This window comes from Planococcus beigongshangi (assembly GCF_016820495.1).
Taxonomy (GTDB): domain Bacteria; phylum Bacillota; class Bacilli; order Bacillales_A; family Planococcaceae; genus Planococcus; species Planococcus beigongshangi.
Window position 1 is genome coordinate 88,940 of sequence record NZ_JADHDU010000004.1, and the last position, 24,840, is coordinate 113,779.

Genomic DNA, 24,840 nt, shown 5'->3' on the forward strand with positions numbered 1-24,840 from the left:
AAAATCCGCTGGAAATATCAGCGGATTTTTTCTTAAGGGTGTTTTTGGGCAGTTGAATCCGAAAAATGAACATCAATTAAGTGATAAAAACAACGCATTTCTGTTTTATCCCTTTTCATTAGGGAATAAGAGATGTAACATCAGCTAGAAGCGCATTTTTTTAATATAATATAAAATTGATGATACTGAGGTAAGAGACCGGCCCGGCCGCATTAGCGGAATTATGGGGAGACTATTTGAAAAGAGAGTGACTCAAATGTTTGATACGTTAGCCGAATTAATGGAAGCGAGGGCGATTAAAGATAAACGCTCGGTTTCGTGGAATACCGTAAGTGAAACAGAGCAGCTGTCTGAAAATTTCCTGCGTGACAACGAAATGCTGGTGAATTGGTACTTGGTGTCTGGGCATCAGGAGCTGTCCGAAGCGTTCATCCGTGAATTCAGCGGGCGCCTGTACTGGGATGAAGTAATCCGCACCCAAAAGGTTTCTGAAGCTTTCATCGCCGAATTCTCAGATCCGGGGAAATGGGCTCAAACACCGGAATTATTGAGCAAAAGGCAGAAAAAGACATGGGATAATGTAGCGACCCCTTTCAATGTCAGGCAGTACTGGGAAATCGTCTCCCGTAAAAATGAACTGCTGAATTCGAGGGGCCTGTCACCGGCATTTATCGAAAAATACCGGGAAGAATTGTCCTGGCCCTCGCTATCTGCTTGCCAGCATTTACCGATGTCCCTGATCGACCGCCATCCGGACCGCGTGGACTGGATTGCCGTTACACGCCATCAGGTTTTGTCCGAGCTGTTCATCGAGAAATACCGAAATAAGGTGGAATGGGAAACGATCACCTTCCATCAGCGCTTGTCTGAGCGCTTCATCAACAGGCACCATGCAAAAATGAGCTTTATATCGGCAGAAGAAAAAAGGTCGGAAGCTTTCATCTATACCCATCTGGACAAAATGGACGGAGCCACTTTGATCGAGCATCAGGAATTCCGGACGATTAAACATTACGAAGTCATGGATGTTTATGTCATCACAAAAAATGGACGCCGTAAATACATTTTGAAATTTAAACGGTCCGAGCAGTATGGACTGCCGGATATTTATAAAGCGGACGAAGACGATCTGCTTGAAATTTTGGAGGAATACGGTCTCATAGAGCATATTGAAAAAGACTTCCCGGAGCTGCTTATTGGAGAAGGCGCCGGATATTGAAGTTCGCAGCAGGATGGCCAGTGAAGAAATCAATCTGATTTTCTTTGCTGGTTATTTATTTTGCCTGGAAAATTAAAAAAACGAGGAAAAATTCAGCAAAGAAAATGCGGAAATGCTAGAATTTCCTTAGAATGAAAAAGTGGTTTGAAGTTTTCGGGGGAGGCATATATGGACAACCGGGTCATGATCATTGATTTTACTGAACAGGGAACTTCCGTTTATGTAAAGCTGGAAGTTTACGATGCAGAGCAAGACGCGGCTTTCACTGAAGAAGTCCGGTTTCTGGGAGATATGCTTTACGGAGATCTGCTGCATGCCGGGAGATCGCCGTTAACCGACAGCTGCCGGGAAGAGACAGTGGACTACCTGCGCAATTACTTCGGGAGTTAGTATTCATCAAAATGGAATACATCATAATTCACACAGAAAAGAGGAAAATACATGTTCAAGAAAATGGCTTCAGATGCTTTAGGATTATCGGATGTCGGTAAAATCATCGATCCGAAAGATTTTGATAAGACGGATTCCGACGATTATGTCATGCATGAAGATCAGGAAAAAATCTATTTCCTCATCAAAACACGCGCAGACGAATATTGCTTCACGAATCTGGCGTTGATCCATGTAGACGGGGAAAGCGCGATGTCGTCGAAAAGAACGTTGAAACGCTATCCTTATTCGAAGTTTGCAATGACGGATGTATTCCTTGAAACTGCGGGGAAAATCGATCTTGATGTGGAAATCACTTTCAAACTGGGAGTCGAGCAATTCAAGATCGATGTCCAGAAAAACCAGATCGAACAATTGAAAGACCTGTACAAATCGCTGGTGCGCATTGCGGAAATCACTTATGAAAACGGCATTGTGACCGATATGGCAAATCAAAGCCTCGATAAAGCGGCAATGATTCTGCAAAATTCCCGTCCTGCGAACGTTGTACTTGATGACCAGTATTCGAAACTGACGGATTTTGGCTTCACATGGCTCACTTCTGTCAGAAACCAGTATCATATAAAAGATTTCGGAGACGTCTTCGAAAAATACATCAACAATTAAGAAAAAGCACCGGACCCCCGTGGGTCCGGTGCTTTTTCGCTCTTCGTTATTCCTCACTCAACTTCCTTCTCCCGAAGATGAAATAATAATACGCAGAAGAGACGATGTAGAGCGCGGCTGTAATCGTGAACGCATACGCATAGCCCCAATAGGAACCGAACGCAATGACGAGGGCGGCTGCAACCGGGCCCATGGTCGCCCAGCCGACATTGAAGACCATCTGATTCACGGAATTGGCAAGCCCTTTGTATTTATCATGGACCACTTCCATGGCGATGGCGCTTTGAATCGGATTCCCGGCATTCATCAATGCCTGACGGAGCAGAAACCCTAGAGACGCGAGCAGTAGGGAAGTCGTATAGGCGGTTAAAATCAGGAACGGAATGGACAGTACCTGGAAAACGATGAGCGCTTTCACTTTGCCGATCCGCCGTACGAGCATCGGGCCGATCAGCATAGCGACCGCTGTCATCGCGGATCCCAGGGACAGCACCAAACCGATATACGTATTGGACGCATCAAACCGGTTTGCGAAATACAGGTTCAAGTAAGGCACCACAAGACCCGAACCGAGTCCGATCAGCAGGCTGGCGAACGAGAAATGGAAGATGACGATCAAATTGCGTTTTAATCCGGGTTCATCCGGTTCAATCTCGATCCGGGTCTCCACTTTCTCTGATGGCGGCGGTGGCTTATTGCCCAATCTAAACAAAGGGATGATGCCTGCAGTGAAAAGTATAGCCCCGAATACAAGCGACCAGCGGATGGCGTCCACAGCTTCCATCGAGAGAAAGATCTGGAAGACATCCGATACAACGCCGCCGAGCAGGCTTCCGATGACGTTGGCAACGGTCATCAAGGCAAAGTAGATACTGAACATATGAACGCGTTCGGATGGCTTGGAATTTTCAGCCAGCAGCGGGACTCCGGAAACCTGGACGAACGCCATAAAAAGTCCCGTGAAAAAAGCGGCGGTGACAAGCGGAGATTCCAGCACTGCGAAGCTCCGGTAATACAAAGTGACTGCGCCGAGCAAAGCGCCTGCGATAATGATCCATTTGCGCCCCAGCTTGTCGCTCAGGAAGCCGGCGGGGATCAATGCGATGGCGGAAGCTGTGGCTGTCATGGAAATGACTTTGCCATTGACTGTTTCCGGCATGCCGAGTTCTTTTATATAGAGATTATACATCACCATGAAAACGCCCATCCCAATTTGGATCAGGACATTGGCGAGCATGAATAGTTTGATGTTTCGGTTGAAGGAAAGGATATTCGTTTTCCATTCCAGGAGCCAGGATTTCATTTAATCCACTCTTTTCTGAAGATGTTATTTCGCCTCTCTAAATATACAAGTTTCGAAAAGTTAAATCAATTCCTATTATTTGAAAAGGTGGTCCTGGTTCAAAAGGTGCGCGAAGTTTCGGGAGATAAATTATCCGGACTACCCATTGGGAAAAAAGCATAGAAATAATATAGCAATGGAAACGGGTGATTCTTCCTCCCACCAAATATCCGAAATGACAATTATTTGCGAAAGTTATTAAAGGTAAAAGTGATTCCAGTTATGGCATAGGTATATCTATTCGTTTTAATGTATTTGTAATCAAATAGAATAATTTTACATATGACTGAATTAAATTTAATTTGACCGTGAAGCTTGCAATACCAAGTAATATTTGTATTTATTAACAAAAAAATATATGTAATATTACCTAATTATATTATATAGTTCGTTCTTATTAATTCAAAATCTTCAAATAATTTACTGTTTTTTTATTGTATAGTAACTACAACAACTCAGAGAAATATGAATTTACACCAAGACGCTGGTTTCTGAAATTTTCAGGTAAGGGGGAGTGGTGTTTTTTTGTGAAGTAAATCAAAGGAAAAAATTGGTATTATCCAAAAGGGAGGAAAAGCATTGAATAAGAAAAGTTCCAAGAAAGCATTTAGTGTCGCCGCTTCGCTTCTTATGACTTTCTCACTGGTTGCTCCAGGCTTGGCGAGTGCAGAAACTGCCAATAAGCTGCATCGATCGGCAAAAGATACGTCGGTTACAGCTCCGGAGAAAATCAGTGACCGCTTACTGACCAGCTTTAAAGACGAGGAGAAAGTGACATTCCTGGTCAAATTCAAAGAAAAGGCTGATACCAAAAAAGTAGCGGAATCTGCGAAGGACAGTGCGAAAAAAGCAGGTTTATCGTCTCAAAAATCTTTGATTACTCAGCGTTCTGCGGTTGTATCCGAGTTAAAGTCGACATCGATGGAAGAACAGCAAAATGTAACGCAGTTTTTGGAACAGCAAGTTGAAGCCGGCAAGGTCGAAGAATTCGACTCCTATTTCATCGTAAATGGGATGGCGGTAACCGCAACAAAGGAAATTGCTGAAAAAATTGCGACTTTCGATGAAGTTGAAAAAGTCCTGGCCAACGAAACACGCCAGCTTTTTACAACGAAAAATAAAAATGCAGTCACTCCTGAATCGGATGTCGCCAACGTGGAATGGAACGTTGACCGCATCAATGCCCCTGAAACATGGGATATGGGAATTGATGGATCCGGCACGGTTGTGGCAAGCATCGATACCGGAGTCCAGTGGGATCACCCGGCGTTAAAAGAAAAATATCGCGGTTATAATGCGGCGACAGGTGAAGCGGATCATGACTTCAACTGGTTTGACGCAACTGCAGGACAGACGACTCCATATGACGATCAAGGCCACGGCACACATGTCACCGGTACAATGGTCGGCGGCGAACCCGATGGCTCCAACCAGGTTGGGGTGGCACCGGGAGCGAAATGGATCGGCGTTAAGGCATTTACTGCTTCAGGTGGATCAGATGCCGATTTATTGGAAGCGGCTGAATGGATCCTTGCGCCTACCGATTCGGAAGGCAACACGCGTGTCGATTTGGCACCCGATGTCGTCAACAATTCATGGGGCGGTGGACCAGGGCTTGACGAATGGTATCGCGATGTCGTCATCAACTGGCGCGCTGCAGAAATTTTCCCGGAATTCTCGGCAGGGAATACGACAATGACGAACCCGGGCGGACCGGGATCGGTAGCGTCTCCGTCAAACTATCCGGAATCATTTGCGACAGGTGCAACTGATATCAACGACGTAGTCGGCAGCTTCTCATTAAGAGGCCCATCGCCATACGGCGAGATCAAACCGGATATTTCAGCTCCGGGTGTCAATATCCGTTCGGCTGTACCAGGCAGCGGATATGAAGGCGGCTGGAATGGTACATCAATGGCCGGTCCGGCAGTTTCTGCTGTAGCGGCGATGCTGCGTCAGGTCAATGCAGACTTGACGGTTGATGAAATGGAGCAGATCCTGCTCGATACAGCAACTCCGTTAACGGATGCAAATTATCCGGAATCTCCGAACCATGCTTACGGTTACGGTCTGGTCGATGCGTATGCAGCAGTTTCCTCTATTCTGGATGGCATCGGCAAACTTGAAGGGCAAGTGACGAAACAGGGAGAAGACAATGAAGCTCCGGTTTTCGAACATGCTGCACCTGCTGAAACGTATGCAGGAATGGATTTGGAACTGACAATCTCAGTAACAGACAATATCAGCGTTTCCTCTGTGGTATTGAATTACGAAGATGAAAATGGGAACCCGCAGTCGATCGATGCTGCACGCAAATCCGGTGATTTCAAATCCGGGGAATTTGCAGCGATTGTTCCAGGTGAAGCGATTGGCGGACAGTCGTTCACTTATAACTGGATCATCAATGACTTTGGAAATAATGAAGTGGAGTCTGAAGACTATACAATAGAAGTAAAGCCGGCCATTACGATCGGTTACTTCGAAGATTTTGAAAGTGCAGCAGCAGGCTGGACTTCATTCGGCGATAATAACAGCTGGGAACTGGGTGCACCGGCATCAGGGCCGGGCAATGCAGCTTCAGGTGAAAATGTATACGCGACAAATCTCGCTGGCACGTACGACTCGGGCATGAACGCAACATTGGTGATGCCTCCGGTTGATCTTCCGGAAGGAAATTCATATCTCCAGTTCAAGCACTGGCACAGCTTTGAAGAATCTTCTTCAGGCACAGCATGGGATTACGGTCATGTCTTCATCTCGACGGATCGGGAGCAATGGGAGCAATTGCAAATGTTCCAGGGAGAAACAGGAGACTGGGCTTCAGAGGAAATCGATCTGACTGCTTACAGCGGCCAGCGCGTCTACCTTGGATTCAATGCTTATTCTGACGGCAGTGTTGTCAGAGACGGCTGGTATATTGACGATGTTGCTTTAGCTGATATTTCCCAAACCGGCAAAGCTTCAGTCAATAAAGGAAAAGGGAAAGACAAAGATAAAGATAAAGATAAAGACAAAGACAAAGACAAAGGCAAAGGCAAAGGCAAAGGCAAAGGCAAAGGCAATAAAAACGGCAACAACGGCAACAACGGCAAATCGAATGGAATCGGACTTGGCCTGGTGAAGGATAAAGGTGCGGACTCGCTGAAAGATCCAGTCGATCCAACGAAAATTCACCCGACAGTTCCGGTAAAAGAAGAATTGCCGGCAGTCGAGACACCGATTAATCCGACTCTATTGCCACTGGGTGCAAGAGTGAGTGTGCTTGAATCCGGGCGTTCTGTTTATTCGAACCCGGCAGATGGCAGCTATTCACTGTCACATTCTCCAGGGGACTTCACAGTCAAAGCGGAAGCATACGGGTTCCAGTCTGAAGAGCAGGCTGTAACAATCGAAGCTGACGCTACGACACGTGCGAATTTCACTTTGGAAGAAGTGACACAGAATACGGTAAGCGGAACGATTACAGATGAAGCGACAGGAGAAGGGATCGAAGGCGCAACAGTGATGTTGGTCGAAGATGCTAATATCACTCCAGTCCAAACAGCGGCAGACGGCAGTTATGAACTGACTGCTTATGAAGGTGAATATACAGTGAAAGTGGTGGCAAGCGGCTATCACGGCGCAGAAGCTGCAGTCGACATCCGCGATGGTGCTGCAGAACTGAATTTCGCACTTGAGCCATTCTACACGTATCCGGGCGGAGAAATCGGCTATGACGATGGAACTGCTGAAAACGCACGCGCTTATAATGATGCAGGCAATGCGTGGGCAGTGAAAATGTCTCTTCCGGATGGCAATGAATCCGGGATTGTCACTGACGGCGTATTCCGTTTCTGGGATACGGAATGGCCAGTACCAGGCGGCACGGCATTCTCAGTTGAAGTTTGGGATGCGACAGGCGCTGACGGAACTCCGGGCAAAATGCTCGCAGGACCGATCGAAGCGGAAGCTCTCCGTAACGGGGAATGGACCGTGGTAGATCTGTCTGAGCACAGTATTGCAGTTCAAGGCGATTTCTATATGGTTTACAGACAGACGTTTGCAAATCCGAATACGCCTGGTCTTGCAACAGATGAAAATGGCGAAAATGCTGCGAGAAGTTATCAGCAAGTCGGCGGTGCATGGGCTCCGACACCTGCAGCGGAAGGGAATTATATGATCCGTGCACGTGTCAGCTATGAAGTTCAGGCGCCGGTGATCGTGTCTCCTGAAACGGGATCGGTGACGAACGAAGCAACAGTGACGGTGGAAGGAACAGCTTCACCGACTTCAACAATCGAGCTTCAGAACAACGGTGAAGAAGCGGGATCGGTTGAAGTTGACGCAAGCGGCACGTTCTCTATTCCGGCAGAACTGGAAGAAGGAACGAACGAATTGGTTGCTGTATCCATTTTGGATGGCCGGGAAACTGGTGCATCTGAAGCTGTTACCATTATATTGGATACACTGGCACCAGCGCTCACGATCAGCAATCCGGCTGATGGGGACAAAACGAATCGCGAAACGGTGACAGTACAGGGAACGGTTGAAGATGCAAATCTTGAATCCGTTACAGTAAACGGGCAGCAAGCGACAGTAGCAGACGGCAAGTATTCGAAACGCATCTTGCTCGATGAAGGTGCGAACGTGATTACGGTTGTGGCCACCGATTCCGCAGGTAACGAAGCTTCTGAAACCGTTACATTGACAGCGAAATATACGGCTCCGACAATCGAAAACCTGACGCCAGCTGAAGATGTTCATCTGACGACAGGCAGAAGCGTTAAAATCGAGTTCAACGCAGAACCTGGATTGAAAGCGACATTCATGGTCCATATGCCGTTGACGAACCTGCCGGTCAATGCGACAGAATTGCCGATGATCGAACAGACAGATGGCCATTATGTAGGCTATTGGACTGTTCCTTATGGCACAGTTGCGAACGGTGCGGTGCTTGAAGTCAAAGCCAAAGACAATTTTGGCAATGAAGCACGCAAAGCTGCAGAAGGAAAACTTTACATTAATGTAGAGTAAGGAAAGCGGATGCCCGGGAGAGGCTGTTTCTCCCGGGCATCTCTTTGGTTTATCAGGATCCAGGGCACCAGAGTCTGTACACGCCTTAGAATTCGAAATATTTTTTTAATTTCATAACGCTTGAAAGATAAAAAGCACATGCTATAATTGGACCATTCTAAAATAATATTCACTCATATAATAGCGGGGATATGGCTCGCGAGTTTCTACCGGTTTACCGTAAATAAACCGACTATGAGAAGCAACGAAACGATGGATTATGCCTTATTGTGCATATTTCTTTGCGTTTCCTTTCGAACTTAAGCTCGAAGGACATTGCTCCGCTCATGGTTATGAATGGATGCACGGTTCTGCGGGCTATTTTTTATGCCCTTGGCCGTGACGAAAGGGGACCAAGCGACATGAAGCAATTACAGGAGAAAATTTTAACTGAAGGAAGAGTCTTATCGGAGTCGGTACTGAAAGTGGATTCATTCCTCAACCACCAGATCGATCCGGTGCTGATGGAAGCCATCGGGGAAGAATTTGCATCACGATTTGCAGGCAATGGCATCACGAAAATACTGACGATCGAATCGTCAGGGATTGCACCTGCCATGATGACGGGGCTGAAGATGGGCATCAAGCCGGTTTTTGCACGCAAAAGCCAGTCACTCACATTGACCGACAATTTATATACGGCAAGCGTCCATTCATTTACCAAAAATGTCACTAGCGATATTTCTGTTTCTAAAGATTTTTTGAATAAAGATGATGTGGTGCTGATCCTGGATGATTTTCTGGCGAACGGCCAGGCGGTATTGGGGTTATTGGATATCATCGAGCAAGCTGGAGCATCGCTCGCCGGTGTCGGCATCGTCATTGAAAAAGGCTTCCAGCCAGGCGGCAAGGAAATTCGCGACCGCGGCATCCGTGTAGAAACGCTCGCAAATATCAGAACGATGGAAAATGGCAAAGCAGAATTCTTTGAGGAGGAATTTATCCGATGAAAAAATTTCTTGGAGATTCGGCTTTAGGCCTGCAGCATGTCCTGGCGATGTACGCTGGAGCTGTTTTGGTCCCGTTGATCGTTGGAGGAGCTCTCGGCCTCACTTCGGAACAATTGACTTATCTGGTATCCATCGATATTTTATTATGCGGTATCGCAACACTCCTGCAGATCGTCAGCAACCGCTTTTTCGGAATCGGACTGCCGGTCGTTCTCGGATGTACCTTTACAGCAGTGGGTCCAATGATTGCAATTGGAGGAGAATTCGGTATTTCAGCCATTTACGGAGCAATCATCGTTTCCGGTATCTTCGTCGTCCTGATCAGCACAGTGTTCGGCAGTCTCGTTCGGTTCTTCCCGCCGATCGTCACAGGTTCTGTAGTTACAATCATCGGAATTACGTTAATTCCCGTAGCGATCAATAATATGGGCGGTGGCCAGGGAGCTGCAGATTTCGGTTCCATCACCAATATTTCATTGGCGTTCGGAACACTGCTTTTCATCATTTTGCTTTATAAATTTACGACGGGCTTTATCCGCGCGATTTCGATTCTTCTTGGACTTGTCACCGGAACAGTAGTGGCAGGATTCATGGGTCTCGTAAACTTTGCGCCGATTGCGGAAGCCTCTTACCTCCATATGGTCAAACCGTTCTATTTCGGCATGCCGACTTTTGAAGTATCAGCCATACTGACAATGTGTTTGGTGGCCATGGTATCACTCGTTGAATCGACAGGCGTCTATTTCGCACTCAGCGATATTACAAAAAAGAAATTGGAGCAAAAAGATTTGGCGAAAGGCTACCGCGCGGAAGGCCTGGCCATTCTGCTCGGCGGTATTTTCAACGCATTTCCATATACGGCGTTTTCGCAGAACGTCGGCTTGATACAGATGTCCGGCGTCAAATACCGGAGAATCATCTTCATCGCTGCAATGATGCTCATCACGCTCGGCTTTGTGCCAAAAATCGCTGCCATGACGACCATCATTCCGACAGCCGTGCTGGGCGGAGCGATGCTCGCGATGTTCGGCATGGTCATTTCGCAAGGGATTAAAATGCTTGGCAAGGTGATGGGGGAATCCACGGAAAACTCGATGATCGTTGCCTGCTCGGTCGGAATCGGCCTTGGTGTTACAGTGGTGCCTGAGATTTTCGCGATGGTGCCGCCGAGTTTCCAGATCCTGACGAGCAACGGTATTGTGGCGGGCAGTGTGACAGCGATTGCGCTGAACATCGTCTTCAATATGCTGCCGGCATTGCGTAAACCGAAAACTGTAACTGCCAAAGCAAACAAAGCTCAAGCAGCTGAAAATGCATTGGGCCATAACTGAAAAAAGACTCCAAACCAGCGATATTACGCTGGTTTGGAGTCTTTTTATCTGCTTTTTATAGAAAGGAAATTCAAGGTTCTGCGCAGTGTTTCCTGGGCATCCAGTGTGTCGAGCGCATATTGGAATTCATGTTGAAGGTTTTTGCCGGTCCCTTCAAAGAACATTGTTTCCACCGCCGCACCCTGTGCCCTGATTGCGCCGGCAAGTTCCACTGACTGGGAAGCCAGTGGATCTCCATCTCCGACAGCGATAAAACTGTCGGGGAAATCCGGCATGACCTGCTGGACAATCGATAATTCCTGGATGCGCGCAAATTTTTCGAAGTCAACTGTACCCGTATAGGTGTTTAAAAAGTATTCGATATTCGGAAATCCGGTTGCTGCCACTGTTTCCATATTATACAATCCGCAGAACAGCAGAGCGCCGCGTAATTTATCGGATTCGATTGCGGGCTGGATGCCCATGTCCTCAGCCAGTCCCCCGTTGGATAAAACAGCGCTGAGTTGGCTTGCTATATGGGCTCCGGCAGAGTCGCCGCCGATAAAGACGCGGTCCATATCGCCTCCGAATTCTGACGCGTGCTCCGTTAAATAATTCAATGCGGCATTTGCCTGGACGACCGGACCCGGATACAGCTGTTCTGGCGCCAGGCCGTAATCCATATTGGCGACGACATACCCGTCATGGGCAAGCGTCATCGCATAATCTCGGCGGCTGTCTTTTGAGCCTCCGACAAAACCGCCCCCGTGGATCCATAGGATGACCGGCACGGAATCATCCAATTCAGCCGGCATGTAAATATCAAGGAGGGCACCGGAACTTTCTTCATAGACGATATCGGCAATCACCACTACCTCGGCTCTTATTTCATCTATATGAGGTGGAGGCGCAAATACAGCCGAACTGCCTGGCTCCCGCGATGCCTCGGCATCTGCAGATGTCAGTAATTCGATTGTTGAAATAACGGCCATCACCAATAAACCGATGAGGATCGGGTAAATCCATATCTTATTCCGCAAAAATCTATTGGATTTATTCATAAAGCACATCCTGACGTCATTTATGGTAATTCCAGGTTAGTAACATCATCCTAGCTGTAATGATTGTCATAAAGAAAGAGTCTATCTGCCCAAATCCTGTAATATTCGTATTTCACGGGATTATACAATCAAATGGAGGCAGAATTGGGTATGGTTTAGTTAAAGATTGAAATCGGGGGGACTTCCTATGTTCGGTTTAGCAGACTTAATCTCTTTAATCATCTCGGCCTTCATCATTCTTCCGATTGTCATTTTCCTGAGGGAGAGCGGATATGTCCTGGTCAGTTTGGTGCTTGGGGTGAAAAATCCCAGGCTGACGTTGGGATCCGGCCCGAGGATCGTAAAAATCGGGATGTTCGATATTCGGAAATATTATCACCTGTACAGCTGGTTTTCGTATGATTCTTTGAAAAGGGAAGGGAAATTTGCATATGTCATGCTGTATGCGGGCCCCATCTTAGTGAATCTGGTCGTAGCACTGATTATAAACGCTATGCTGGCGAATGATTTGATCCAGGAATATGTGACGTTCTGGGATCGATTCATTTTTTACGCTTTCTATTATGTGCTCTTTGATATCGTTCCGATGAAAACGGCGAATGGCAAACCGAATAACGGGCTGATCATCTATGAAATGCTGCGCTATGGCAGAAGGACTGATTATAATGACGAACCTTTCATTCCCGGAACGTCAGAAGTGGAAGAAGAATACCAGGAAGAAATGGAGAAAATAGAAGAACTGAAAGAACGCCAAAAAGAGGAAGCGGAAGAGAACGCGGATACTAAAAAAGAAGAGAAGGAGAAAAAAGCTGAAATCGAAAAATCCAGAAATGAAGAACTGGAAGAGCTGGACCGGGTATTGGAGCAGGAGAAAGCGGAGCAGGAAGACAGAAGCTGAATAGCAACTGCGGGTTTATTGGCGGACCGGCTTCTGGGATTCGCGGCATCAACCTGTTAAAATGGAAGGTATCAAAAGTGCCAGCTGAAGGAGCGGATAAAAGTGAGTAAACGAATTAGTGGAATCCATCATATTACAGCCATCGTCGGCAATGCGCAGGAGAACGTCGATTTCTATGCGGGCGTTTTAGGCCTGCGCTTAGCGAAGAAAACGGTGAATTTTGATGATCCGGGAACGTATCATCTCTATTTTGGAAATGAAGAAGGGGAGCCCGGCACGATTATGACCTTTTTCCCGTGGGGCAATGCGTACCGCGGAAAAATTGGTGATGGACAGGTAGGGGTCACAGCTTTTGCGATTCCAGACAACAGTCTGGAATTCTGGAAAGAACGGCTCAATAAATTCGGCGTCCCATTCACCGAAAGCGAAAGGTTCAACGAAAAGTACATCGGCTTCGAAGATCCGCACGGGTTGCTTTTGGAATTGGTTGAGAGGACGCCGGGTAAAAACAGCTCTTGGGAATTCGGCGACATCACTGCAGAAACCGCCATCAAAGGGTTTGCGGGAGCGCTTCTTTTTTCGGCCAATGCCGAAAAGACCGGCGAATTGCTCGAATCGGTGATGGGGTTAGAAAAAATGGGCCAGGAAGGCAATGTTGCCCGTTATCAGTCGCCGGCTGCTATCGGCAATATTGTAGAAGTGATGACGGAGCGGCAAGGCATCGGGCAGATGGGGGTCGGAACGGTGCATCATATTGCCTGGCGCGCTGAAGACGATGCCGATCAGCTGGCATGGAAAGAAAAGATTGAAAACTGGCGACTCGGCGTGACGCCTGTCCAGGACCGTAATTATTTCAATTCGATCTATTTCCGCGAGTACGGGGAAATTCTCTTTGAAATCGCCACCGATCCGCCGGGTTTCACCATTGATGAGCCGCTCGACTCACTGGGGCAGGAGCTGAAGCTTCCACCGCAATATGAATCCGTCCGCAAAAGGCTGACGCAGGAATTGCCGAGGGTGCAGGTAAGGGATTTGGATAAGTGATAAAAATCAAAATCAATATTGCGCAAAGCAGCTTCGCTAACTTCGTCGATCAGAATGAAGTGGCAGTCGGCGACTCCTGCAGGATATAGAGCTAGTCCTGAGACCCCGCAGTGAGCGAAGCGAGCGAGGAGGCTCAGGCAGCTCCCTGCGGAAAGCGTCCGACTGCAACGGAATGATTGAAGCAGAAATTTTTCTCAACTAACCAGAAAGGAGCCCCGGATTCTATCCGCGGCTCCTTCTTTTATTCGCTTTATTTTGATACCATGCTGCGCAGGGCAAGATTGATATTCTGCGGGCGCTCGGCAAGTCTTCTCATATAATAGCCGTACCAGTCTTCACCGAAAGGCACGTAAGTTGTAAATGCATATCCTTCGTCCGCCAGCTCTTTCTGCATTTCCGTCCGGAAACCGTAAAGCATCTGGAATTCGAAGCGGTCGCGCGGAATATCGTTTTCTTCCACGAACTTCTTCACATCATTGATGATGTGGTGATCGTGCGTCGCGATGGAAGTAAACGCTTTCCCCTGAAGGCGAAGTTTGATCAATTTCAAGTAATTATCATCGATGTCCTGTTTGCTTTGAAGGGATACATCCGGAATTTCTTTATAAGCCCCTTTTACAAGGCGCAGACGGACATCCTGAAGACGGTCAAGATCTTTTTCTGAACGATACAGGTAAGCCTGGATCACTGTCCCGATATTCGGGTAATCTTTCCGCAGTTCAAGCAATAGATCGAGCGTTTGCTGCAGATGTGCGTAATCCTCCATATCCAGGTTGATGAAGATGTCGTAATTTGCAGCTGCCTGTGCGATTTCACGCATGTTTTGGAGGCAGAACTCATAATCCACATCAAGGCCGATCTGTGTAAGCTTGATCGACATATGGGCATTTACGCCGTTTGCCTGAATAGCTTCTATTGTGTGCAGGATATTCTCTTTGGCGGCAGTCGCTTCTTCTCTGCTGTAGACGAATTCTCCCAGGTTGTCGATTGTTGCGCTGATTCCCATACTGTTTAATTCTTTAACCGATTTCATCATGCTATCAATATCAGTGCCGGCTACCACTTTTCCGGCCCCCAGTTTTAAACCCCATTTTTTTGCACCTGTGTTCAACAATTGGTTTTTGGATAAAGCAATAAAAAAGTCCCTTGTTACACCCACTCTGTTTCCTCCTATACTATCAAACGATTCTATATATCCCGTATTACGGCCAGTAGACTCAAGCTTCTTCAAGCGGAAGGCCAGCTGACCATAAAAACCCGATTGGATCAACTAACATTCGGCGGGATGCAGAATCCCTGCTGAATGAAGTTTCTCTTTATCCTGTAAAACTGGTAGATTGGTCAAAAAAAGAATCAGCTTCCCTCGTGTAAGCCAAGGGAAACCTGGAAGAAACACGCTTTGCGCCTGTATCCCCAATTTATTATATATGATTGTTTGAAGTCAGCATATCATTAACTTAACAAAATTTAAAACTATTCTCTTTAAATAAATTATTTTAATGTCTTTTTTTAGTCGGAGACAGTTTCAGCTTAGTCTGAAAGGTGTAGAATAGTTAACAACTCAGCACTTTAACTCGAAGGGAAGAGGTTCTATGAAAGATATCGCAGCAAAAGGTTTTATTGTTTCGGTATCGCTTTACGCCATTCTGCATTTTTTCACTTACTTCTATTATAATAGCGTGCTGATCGAAGTTCTTTCCGTACTGGGATTGCTGACGCTTGTATTCGGGCTGCTCCAGCTGCGGGGCAGCAAATTGCAGTTGCCGATTTTCCTGTCGTCCATTGCGGTAACGATCCTTGTGATGTCAGGCGATCCGCTGATCGGCAGCCTGGCTGATGGCTTTTTGCAGATGCGGAGCCTGATTTCGCTGTTGCTGGTCGTGCCGATGATCAGCTGGGTGCTCAGTGAAGAACCCTATATTGATGAAATCATGAGTTTTGGCCATAAATTTCTCAATGAAAGCCGGAAGTTCTATGTGGGATTGACGGGAATGACGCAGATTATTTCGCATTTCCTGTTATTCGGGGCGGTGCCGATGATGTACAGTTTCATCGATTCATTCCTGAAGGAGCATAAAAGCGCAGCATGGGAGCAGTTCAAAGGAACCGCTATTTTACGCGGTTTTGCGCTGTCCACTTTGTGGGTCATCAGCATCCCGAGTTTCATCTTTGCGGTTGAAGCGCTCGGGGCCACCTTATGGAAATCGGTAATTTACGGATTTACTGCAGCGGTCGGCGGCAGTTTGCTGGCTGCGTTTTTCGCTTATCGGGAGGAACGGAGGAGCGGGGAAGATTTTTCTGCGGTACTGCGGACGGAAATTGCTTTGGCAATGAAGAAATCCCGTAATATCGGGAAGTGGAACCGGGATGTAGCGGAATTTGCCTTGCTTTTCATTTCATTGTTCGGCACAATTTTCATCATCCATGAAGTATGGGGTATCGATTTCCTGGTGACGATTCCGTTGGTGATCCTCGTTTGGACGTTCGTTTACTTCCTGCTGAAAAAACGTACGGAAAATTACTTGGCTAATGGCAGGAAGTATATTTCAGGTTCGATTCCGAAGCAGGCTCAGCAAGTCAGTATTCTTATGTCTGCGGGTTTGATGATCTACGCGCTGAATAAATCGGAAACGGGAAATTACGTCATCGGGGCAATGAATGAGCTGACTGAGGTCGTTCCGTTCCTGAATATCCTGTTTTTATTGCCGTTTCTCCTCATTTTCCTCGGGTTTATCGGTTTGGGGCCGTTGCCGGTCATCGTTCTCGTAACCGGTATTTTAGAAGGGGCCAATCTGCCTTATTCACCCGAATTGGTCGTTCTTGCCGTGACATCAGGCAGTGTCATTTCCATTATGCTGTCGCCGTTCCTTATGCCTGTCATTATTCTGAGCAGTATGAACGGATTAAAAGGGATTCGAAATGGCTTCCGTTTCAATTGGAAATACGCCATCGCTTTTTATCTCATGACACAAGTTTTCATCCAGGCGAGTCTCTTATTTTAACCACCCGCAGCAGGGTGGTTTTTCATTGGCTAAGGGCTGCGGGGTTTGGTAGGCTGTAGATAATGACGGCCGGTTTTCAGCAAGAGCCGGCGATGATGAAAGGGGGGATTGGTTTGGCGATTCTTCATATGCTTTCAGGATCTTATGCCGGCCGCGAAGATCAAGGCATCAAGCTTTGGCGATTCGATACCGATGCAGGTGAATTAACGGAAGTTGCGGGAGTCGGTGGAATTGAACGCCCGTCATTTCTGGCTCTCCATCCAGAGAAGAAGATGTTCGCAGCCGGCAGCGAGGATTTCGGCGGAGAGATTGCGACGTATCGGGTGGCGCTGGCTGAAGCGGCGGTCAACGAAACGAGCCGCATCAAAGGCAACGGAGATCATCCTGCCTACGTCGCCATCGACCGGAGCGGCAAGTGGCTGCTGTCCGTCAATTATTCGGCGGGCAATGTGAATGTCTTCAGGCTGAATGGCGACGGTACCCTGGGCGAACTGTCGGATTCTGTCCAGCATGAGGGCAGCGGACCGAACGCAGAACGGCAGGACGCCGCACATCCGCATTCGGTCATCGAATTTCCGGCAGGCGGTTTGTTTGCGGTATCGGATCTCGGAACGGATACGATCACCTGCTATCAGCTGGATGAAGAGAACGGAAAACTGCGGCTGAAGCAAGGCATCGAGGCTGAAAAAGGCAGCGGGCCGCGACATCTCGCCTTCCATCCCCGATTGCCGATTTTTTATTCGCTCGGTGAATTGGACTCTACGGTGACGGCCTATTCCTTTACTGAAAATAAGATTGAAAAAATCCAGCGCCTGCCATTGCTGCCCGAGGCATTTGAAGGCGACAATACGGCAGCTGAAGTCGCTGTGTCCGAAGACGGCAAATTCCTGTACGCGTCGAACAGGGGAGATGACAGCATCGTGTCGTTTGAGATTGCTGAAGACGGCAGCTTGGATCATCCCGAATTCACCAGCAGCGGAGGGCAGGGGCCGCGCCATTTCACACTCGCTCCAGGGGGAGGCTGGCTCATTGCGGCAAATGAAAAATCACATTCCCTGGCCGTGTTGAAACTTGAAAATGGGCGCCCGCTTGCGATGGCACAGGAAGTAAAAACAGAATCGCCGGTCTGTGTGAAATTCTTACCATGGACCATATAAAAAAAAGGCAAAGGATAGAGATCCTTTGCCTGTTTTCCATTCTCACCAATCCTCTGTTTCTTTTTCAACTATCCCGAATTCTTTTAAAATGCTTGTGATCCGGCTTTCACGAGTGCCTGCAAAAGCTTTTTTCGTGCAGTCGGAATGGGGAGGGTAATTCAATTCCTCTGCATGCTGCAGCGTCGACTCTTCAAGAAAGTTCGTCGCGTCCGCCCCTTGGAAACAGGATGGAGCGATATATGTCCGGTAAGTATGTTCCAGCACCACCCGCGCAGTGGGAGGCGGCGTATTGTCACGCGGGATGAAAAGGAAAACCAGAAGCGCAGCTGCAGCTGCTGCCCCCGCAAGAATCCAGATCTTATTCTTTTTCATCGCTTAATCCTCCGCCAGCAGGATTTCGATATCGCTTAATATTTCATCCGTTGGAGGGTTGATGCCGTTATAGAATTTCCGCACGACCCCTTGACGGTCAATCAGGAAAAAGTCGGTGCCATGTACCACTTGATCGGAGTCATCCGGTTTTCTGGCCACTGTCTTGAAATTTTTCAGGGCAAATTGATCGATCTTCTCAGGCACGTAGCCGGTCAGTAAATCCCAGCTTTCAAGATTCGCACCGTAATTTTCTGCATATGATTTCAACACTTCAGGTGTATCGACCGCTGGATCGACACTGAATGACACAATTCGTACATCCAGTCCTTCTTCTTCCAATTGCTGCTGCAGCTGTGTCATATTCGCCATCATCGGCAGACAGACAGTTGTGCAATTAGTGAAGACGAAATCCGCCAGCCAGACCTCCCCCTTGAGATCGCCCAGACTGACTTCTTCATTATCTTGATTGGTGAAATGGAAATCTTCTATTTCCCAATTGACGGAATCTTTGATGCTCTGGCCGCATCCGGCAAGAACAAGGCTTAAAAATAACAACAGGGCCATCCACTTGATTTTCAGCAACAGTACCCTTCCTTTCTATACTTTCCTACATCCCTAAGGTTAGTGGATATACGGCCGTCAAACAAGTACCGGACCTTAAAAACATATGTATATATTTCGAACTGCAGGAAAGAGGGGAAATTGGATTTAACAATCATTTACAAAATATTAAGTTAATTTACAAAGGATTTTTGTTCCGTTTGTAGAATCTACTAAAGATAGCCAGTTAAGGGAAGGCTGAGGAGGTATGCTCTTGATGATCCCGGAAGAAAAGCTGAAGGATTTTCATACTGGTTCCATGACGGACGCCCATAAATATTTCGGAGCGACAGTGGAAGGCGGAAACACGTTCTTTACCCTGTGGGTGCCGGATGTGGAAAGTGTGGACGTCGTATTGTTCGATGCTTCGGATAATCCATGGAAATCCTATAATATGAACCGCTTACCGAATGACGATACGATTTGGCAAGTCCAGGTACCGAAGGATTTGACCGGTTTTTCCTATATGTATGAAATTCTGCTGTCGACGGGAGAGCTTCTGATGAAAGCCGATCCCTATGCGAAGCAAGGGCAGATGAGGCCGGATACAAAATCTGTAATTGCTGAACGCTCCCGGCATGAATGGACAAAGGCGGTTTTGAACAATAAAGGGGACATTGCTGAAAAGCATATCGAAAAGCCGATGGCGATTTATGAACTTCATATCGGCACCTGGAAACGGAATAAGCAAGGGGAGTTCCTGAGTTACCGGGAACTTGCCCACGAACTCGTTCCCTATGTCAAAAATATGGGGTTCACACATATCGAAATCCTGCCGATTACAGAACATCCTCTCGACGAATCCTGGGGATACCAGACAACCGGTTATTTTGCGCCGACAAGCCGGCACGGGACTGCGGATGATTTGAAATATTTTGTTTCAGCCTGTGCAGAGCAAGGCATCGGACTGTTTTTGGACTGGGTGCCAGGCCATTTCTGCAGCGATGCTTTTGCGCTGTCCCTGTTCAACGGCAAACCGCTTTACGAAGAATCGCGCCTTGAAAGAAGGTTGAATCCGGATTGGGGCACCTTGAATTTCGATATTCAAAAAGGGGAAGTCGCCAGTTTTCTGAAATCCAGCGCGCATTATTGGCTGGAAGAATTTAAATTCGACGGCTTTCGGATGGATGCGGTCATTACGCAGCTTTTTATACCAAATGAGGAAACCCGTCCTTTCAATGAAGAAGGAAAGAGCTTTTTGGCAAGCCTGACCGCCAGTTTGAAAAAGGCGGCTCCGCAGACGATTTTAATTGCTGAAGATGCATGGGGGCACCCGAAAGTGACGCATGCCTCCGATCAGAATGGAGTCGGTTTTGATTATAAATGGAATTTCGGCTGGATGCATGACACGCTCGCATACATGAAAACACCGCCTGAAAAACGGCCTGAACATCACGGGAAGATGAATTTCTCATTGATGTATCAATACGATGAACGTTATATTCTGGCGTTTTCGCACGATGAAGTGGTGCATGGGGAGAAATCGCTGCTGAATAAATTGCCGGGGGCACTCGAAGAGAAGTTTAGCCAATTGCGGCTGCTGCTCGGTTTTTGGGCAACGCACCCTGGTAAGAAATTATTGTTCATGGGGCAGGAATTCGGCCATTTTGATGAATGGGAATTCAAGCCCGAGCTGGACTGGGGCTCGCTTGAGAAAGAACCGCATCAGCAGATGGCACGCTATACAAAAGAGCTTCTTGCATTCTATAAACAGGAAAAGGCGTTATTTCAGTTGGACGATCATCCGAAAGGTTTTGTCTGGCTTGATGCCGATAATCACGAACAAAGCGTGGCTTCTTTTATTCGCAGGGGCAAAAATCCGGAAGATGAAGCCATCGTGCTGTGCAATTTCTCAAATGCCGCATACTCGGAATTTCGTGTGGGAGTAACGGGAGCGGGTAAATACGAGCAGGTTTTTTCAAGCGCTGCCGCAAAGTACGGAGGCGTACAGGAAGATGCAATCCGAACAGCTGTTGCCGACGATATACATGCAGATGGCCGGGACCAATCCATCCAAATCGATTTGCCGGCGTTTACCATGTGCATCTGGAAATTAATGGAGAGAGGGAGCGAAGCAGATTGAAAAAGCAGATGGTTGCCATGCTGTTGGCCGGTGGACAAGGGACGCGGCTGAAAGAACTGACAAATGCGGTTGCCAAGCCCGCCATTCCGTTTGGCGGAAAATACCGCATCATCGATTTTCCATTATCCAATTGTACGAATTCCGAGATTCGCACAGTGGGTGTACTGACACAATATGAACCGCATCTTCTGCATCAATATATCGGTCTTGGAACACCATGGGACCTTGATCGCCGCAATGGCGGGGTGACGATGCTTCCTCCTTACGCGGAGGCTGATGGCATTAAATGGTATGACGGAACGGCAAATGCCATTTTTCAGAACCTGAAATTCCTGGAAGCGCACGATCCGGAATACGTGCTGATCCTGTCCGGAGACCATATATATAAGATGAATTATCTGCTGATGCTCGATTTTCACAAGAACCAGCAGGCGGACGCCACAATTTCAGTGATTGAAGTTCCCTGGGAAGAAGCGAGCCGCTTCGGGCTGATGGAAACCGATGGGGACATGCAGGTAAAGCGCTTTGTTGAAAAGCCTGAAAACCCGAAAAGCAATTTGGCGTCGATGGGCGTCTACATTTTCAATTATCAAAAATTGAAGGAATATTTGAAAGCGGATGCCGATAAGGAAGATTCCAGCCATGATTTTGGAAAAGATATTATTCCGGCCATGCTGGAAAACGGCGAAAAAATGGTGGCTTATCCGTATAAAGGATACTGGAAAGACGTAGGGACTGTCGAAAGCCTGTGGGAAGCGAATATGGATTTATTGAATCTGGAATCCGGACTGGTCATCCATGATCCGGCCTGGCGGATTTTTTCATCGAATCCGCAGCTCCCCCCGCAGGTCGTGACGGAGAACTGTGAAATAGAGGAATCTTTTATCAATGAAGGCTGCATCATCGAAGGGAAAGTCAGGAAATCGGTCATTTCCCAGAATGTGCACATTAAAGAAGGCGCAGAAGTGGATGAATGCGTAGTGATGGCAGGCGCAGTGATCGGAGCGGGCGCCAAGGTCAGCCGCGCCATCATCACCCCGGACCTGCATATACCGGACAACTACGTTTTGAAGAAGAAAGACCGCGACATCACTCTTTTGACAAATTATACGATCAATAATCCGGAAGGGCGTGAAGATGATGCGGCTAGCAGCGGTAATTGATGCAACAGTGACAATTCCAGGGTTGAAGGAACTGGCGATGTACAGATCTTCCGCTTCCATTCCATTTGCGGGAAGATACCGGTTAATCGATTTTGCCCTTTCCAATATCGTCAACTCCAATATCAGTTCAGTCGGAGTTTTTGCCAGTCAGCAAAGCGTATCCCTCATGGACCATGTCGGGAAAGGGAAGAGTTGGGATCTCGACAGGCGGCGCAATGGGCTGTTCTTTTTGCCGACTTCACAAAGGGAAGGCGATCAATTTAGTGTAGGCTCATTTGCCGCACTCGAAGACCATCTCAGTTTCTTCCGTAAAAGTGCGCAGCCCTATGTCATGGTGACCAGCGCATTTACCATTTCCCAGATCAATTACAACGATATGCTGGAAAAGCACATTGCCTCAGGAGCTGATATCACGGAAGCCGTCCATAATGGCAACTGTATGAAATCCTATATCCTGTCAAAGGATTTATTGCTCCGGATGATTAAAGGCTTCCGGGAAGAACGCGTTGTCAGTGTGGAAGATATCGTGAACTTGAAGAAGAAACCCTATACCTTCGCCCAGTACGAATACGGAGGTTATTTCGTGCTGATCAATTCCATGGAAAGTTATTTCAATGAATCGATGGCGTTGTTGGATGCAGAAAACTGGCGTAAATTATTCCTGCCGGAAAGGCCGATCTATACCAAAGTCAAAGATGAACCGCCGACGAAATATCTGAAGGGCTCAAAAGTCAAACGTTCGCTGGTTGCGAACGGGAGTCTGCTCGATGGGGAGATCAGCGACAGCATCCTGAGCCGTGCGGTCGAAATCGGCAAAAATTCGAAGCTGGAAAAATGCATCATCATGCAAAAATGTGTGATAGAGGAAGGGTGCAGCCTGCTTTATGTTGTTGCGGATAAAGATGTGCACATTAAAGCGGGCACAATAATCCGAGGCACAAAAGAGAAGCCGGTGGTCATCCGGAAAGGCAGTGTCGTGTCGGAAGGTGATGGAGTATGAAGATAGTGATGGCTGCGGCAGAATGTGTGCCGTTCGCGAAAACCGGGGGACTGGCTGATGTAATTGGGGCGCTGCCCGCGAAGCTCGCGGAATATGGCCATGAAGTCACCGTGATGATGCCTAAATACGGAGGGATAGCAGAAGGATTCACCGCTGGATTTACCCTTCTTGCAGAAATTGCAGTCTCTTTTTCCGGAGAACAGAAAACATGTGCCGTCTTTCAATATCAAAAAGATCAGGTCCGTTATTTATTTTTAGGAAATGAAGAATATTACGGAGGTCCGGAGATCTACAGTCAGCAGGATGATGGAGAACGGTTCGGATTCTTTAATGCTGCGGTGCTGTCGGTCATGCAGGCACTGGAGTTGGAAGCGGATATTATCCATGTTCATGACTGGCATGCTGCCATGATTCCCTTCTTATTGAAAGAAGACACCAGATTCAATCAAATAGGGAGAAAAGCTAAGACGATTTTGACCATCCACAATCTGCAGTTTCAGGGGAAATTTTCAAAAGCCCTGTTTGAAAACAGTTTCGGTTTGAAAGAAAGCGGGTTTGACGAAGGGGCGATCGACTGGAACGGCGATTATAATATGCTGAAAACAGGAATTCTTTATGCAGATAAAATCACGACTGTCAGCCCTTCCTACCGTGATGAAATTCTGACAGCAGAATATGGCGAAGGGCTGGAGACGGTCCTCCAGCAGCGTAAAGATGATTTGACCGGGATCCTGAACGGCCTGGATACAGAATTGTATAATCCTGCTACAGATCTGTCGATTGAAATGGAATTTGACCATACATCCGTGGAAGGAAAAGCGGTCAATAAGCGTGCGGCTCAGACGCAGATGGGATTGCCGGTCAAAGGGGACGTTCCGTTTGCTGTCATGATCTCGCGGCTGGCCGGCCAAAAAGGAATCGATGTTCTGGAGGAATGCCTGCCGAGGCTGCTGGCAGTCAATGAAATGCAATTTATCCTGCTGGGGTCCGGAGAAGAGAAATCCGAGAACTTCTTCCGGGGACTCGCCGAGAAATTCCCTCGGAAAGTGGCGGCATATATCGGATTTGACGAGAACCTTGCGCATCAGCTATACGCGGGTGCCGATATTTTCCTTATGCCGTCGCATTTCGAACCGTGTGGACTCAGCCAGCTGATTTCGATGCGCTACGGTACGGTTCCTGTTGTCAATCGGACAGGCGGCCTGAAAGACACGGTTACCGAATATGATGTCCATACTAAAACGGGCAACGGCTTCCTGAGCGATTTCAAGCAAGGGTCACTTTTCGGCGATGCAATTGAGCGGGCATTGGCGCTTTATCCGGAACCTGATCATTGGGGAGCCATCAAACAAAATGGCATGAATGCGGATTATTCCTGGAAGCCATCGGCGGAATCGTATGAGGAATTGTATAAAGAGCTGGCTGAAAGGTAAGTGAAAAAGATATTCTTAATATACCGCTTCGGCGCTATGGACAGTGCAAAGATTATGCTCCACCGCTGCGCTCGTCGCAAGCAGCCAGGAAAGCGAGC

19 protein-coding genes and 1 riboswitch are annotated in these 24,840 nt (G+C 47.5%); of the genes, 14 read left to right on the plus strand and 5 right to left on the minus strand.

Annotated features, from left to right (window positions below; all coding sequences use genetic code 11):
* Positions 1-256 precede the first annotated feature (256 nt).
* The 3 genes from IQ294_RS10500 to IQ294_RS10510 all read left to right on the plus strand — a co-directional run bounded on the left by IQ294_RS10500 (position 257) and on the right by IQ294_RS10510 (position 2,275).
* A complete protein-coding gene (locus IQ294_RS10500) occupies positions 257-1,219 on the plus strand; it encodes a hypothetical protein (protein WP_203334001.1) in 963 nt (320 codons plus the stop codon).
* A gap of 168 nt (positions 1,220-1,387) precedes the next feature.
* The gene (locus IQ294_RS10505) at positions 1,388-1,609 is read left to right on the plus strand and encodes a hypothetical protein (RefSeq protein WP_203334002.1); all 222 of its coding nucleotides are present in this window, start codon (positions 1,388-1,390) and stop codon (positions 1,607-1,609) included.
* Between the two features lie 51 nt (positions 1,610-1,660).
* Entirely contained in the window at positions 1,661-2,275 is a 615-nt protein-coding gene (locus IQ294_RS10510; protein ID WP_203334003.1) for a PH domain-containing protein, read from the plus strand.
* A gap of 46 nt (positions 2,276-2,321) precedes the next feature.
* On the opposite strand, the gene IQ294_RS10515 is transcribed toward IQ294_RS10510, so the two are convergent.
* Positions 2,322-3,578, minus strand: a complete 1,257-nt coding sequence (locus IQ294_RS10515; RefSeq protein ID WP_203334004.1) for an MFS transporter — start codon at positions 3,576-3,578, stop codon at positions 2,322-2,324.
* Between the two features lie 669 nt (positions 3,579-4,247).
* Here IQ294_RS10515 and IQ294_RS10520 point away from each other — a divergent pair.
* From IQ294_RS10520 to IQ294_RS10530, 3 genes are all read left to right on the plus strand, one after another.
* On the plus strand, positions 4,248-8,630 hold the full coding sequence (locus IQ294_RS10520; protein ID WP_203334226.1) for a S8 family peptidase: 4,383 nt from the start codon (positions 4,248-4,250) through the stop codon (positions 8,628-8,630).
* Between the two features lie 153 nt (positions 8,631-8,783).
* A riboswitch (purine riboswitch) is annotated at positions 8,784-8,885 on the plus strand.
* A gap of 146 nt (positions 8,886-9,031) precedes the next feature.
* Complete coding sequence (locus IQ294_RS10525) at positions 9,032-9,619, plus strand: xanthine phosphoribosyltransferase (RefSeq protein ID WP_203334005.1); 588 nt, start codon at positions 9,032-9,034, stop codon at positions 9,617-9,619.
* Complete coding sequence (locus tag IQ294_RS10530) at positions 9,616-10,950, plus strand: nucleobase:cation symporter-2 family protein (RefSeq protein ID WP_203334006.1); 1,335 nt, start codon at positions 9,616-9,618, stop codon at positions 10,948-10,950. The genes IQ294_RS10525 and IQ294_RS10530 overlap by 4 nt, the downstream gene beginning before the upstream one ends.
* Before the next feature lie 44 nt (positions 10,951-10,994).
* On the opposite strand, the gene IQ294_RS10535 is transcribed toward IQ294_RS10530, so the two are convergent.
* Complete coding sequence (locus IQ294_RS10535) at positions 10,995-11,990, minus strand: alpha/beta hydrolase (RefSeq protein ID WP_238942775.1); 996 nt, start codon at positions 11,988-11,990, stop codon at positions 10,995-10,997.
* A gap of 187 nt (positions 11,991-12,177) precedes the next feature.
* Here IQ294_RS10535 and IQ294_RS10540 point away from each other — a divergent pair, with 187 nt between their 5' ends.
* Positions 12,178-12,888, plus strand: coding sequence for a hypothetical protein (locus IQ294_RS10540; protein WP_203334007.1), 711 nt, complete (start codon positions 12,178-12,180; stop codon positions 12,886-12,888).
* A 102-nt stretch (positions 12,889-12,990) separates the two neighbouring features.
* Positions 12,991-13,932 (plus strand): VOC family protein, encoded by a 942-nt coding sequence (locus IQ294_RS10545; RefSeq protein ID WP_203334008.1) that lies wholly within the window; start codon positions 12,991-12,993, stop codon positions 13,930-13,932.
* A gap of 250 nt (positions 13,933-14,182) precedes the next feature.
* On the opposite strand, the gene IQ294_RS10550 is transcribed toward IQ294_RS10545, so the two are convergent.
* Positions 14,183-15,091 (minus strand): proline dehydrogenase family protein, encoded by a 909-nt coding sequence (locus tag IQ294_RS10550; RefSeq protein WP_203334009.1) that lies wholly within the window; start codon positions 15,089-15,091, stop codon positions 14,183-14,185.
* 433 nt (positions 15,092-15,524) lie between these two features.
* Between IQ294_RS10550 and IQ294_RS10555 the strand changes: the two genes are divergently transcribed.
* Both IQ294_RS10555 and IQ294_RS10560 read left to right on the plus strand, forming a co-directional pair.
* The gene (locus IQ294_RS10555) at positions 15,525-16,934 is read left to right on the plus strand and encodes a hypothetical protein (RefSeq protein WP_203334010.1); all 1,410 of its coding nucleotides are present in this window, start codon (positions 15,525-15,527) and stop codon (positions 16,932-16,934) included.
* 62 nt (positions 16,935-16,996) lie between these two features.
* Entirely contained in the window at positions 16,997-18,091 is a 1,095-nt protein-coding gene (locus IQ294_RS10560) for a lactonase family protein (protein ID WP_238942776.1), read from the plus strand.
* Positions 18,092-18,133: 42 nt separating this feature from the next.
* Here the strand turns inward: IQ294_RS10560 and IQ294_RS10565 are convergent, their stop codons facing one another.
* Positions 18,134-18,463 carry a hypothetical protein gene (locus tag IQ294_RS10565; protein WP_203334011.1) on the minus strand — a complete coding sequence of 110 codons (330 nt, stop codon included), beginning with the start codon at positions 18,461-18,463 and terminating at the stop codon, positions 18,134-18,136.
* 3 nt (positions 18,464-18,466) lie between these two features.
* Positions 18,467-19,027, minus strand: a complete 561-nt coding sequence (locus IQ294_RS10570; protein ID WP_432419957.1) for an SCO family protein — start codon at positions 19,025-19,027, stop codon at positions 18,467-18,469.
* Between the two features lie 253 nt (positions 19,028-19,280).
* On the opposite strand from IQ294_RS10570, the gene glgB reads away from it, so the two are divergent.
* The 4 genes from glgB to glgA are packed head-to-tail and all read left to right on the plus strand — an operon-like array spanning position 19,281 to position 24,742.
* On the plus strand, positions 19,281-21,146 hold the full coding sequence (glgB, locus tag IQ294_RS10575) for a 1,4-alpha-glucan branching protein GlgB (RefSeq protein ID WP_238942796.1): 1,866 nt from the start codon (positions 19,281-19,283) through the stop codon (positions 21,144-21,146).
* Entirely contained in the window at positions 21,143-22,309 is a 1,167-nt protein-coding gene (locus tag IQ294_RS10580; RefSeq protein ID WP_284699728.1) for a glucose-1-phosphate adenylyltransferase, read from the plus strand. The genes glgB and IQ294_RS10580 overlap by 4 nt, the downstream gene beginning before the upstream one ends.
* Entirely contained in the window at positions 22,284-23,309 is a 1,026-nt protein-coding gene (locus IQ294_RS10585) for a GlgC family sugar phosphate nucleotidyltransferase (RefSeq protein ID WP_238942777.1), read from the plus strand. Before IQ294_RS10580 ends, IQ294_RS10585 begins: the two co-directional genes overlap by 26 nt.
* Entirely contained in the window at positions 23,306-24,742 is a 1,437-nt protein-coding gene (gene glgA / locus IQ294_RS10590; RefSeq protein WP_203334014.1) for a glycogen synthase GlgA, read from the plus strand. Before IQ294_RS10585 ends, glgA begins: the two co-directional genes overlap by 4 nt.
* The last annotated feature ends 98 nt before the right edge of the window (positions 24,743-24,840 follow it).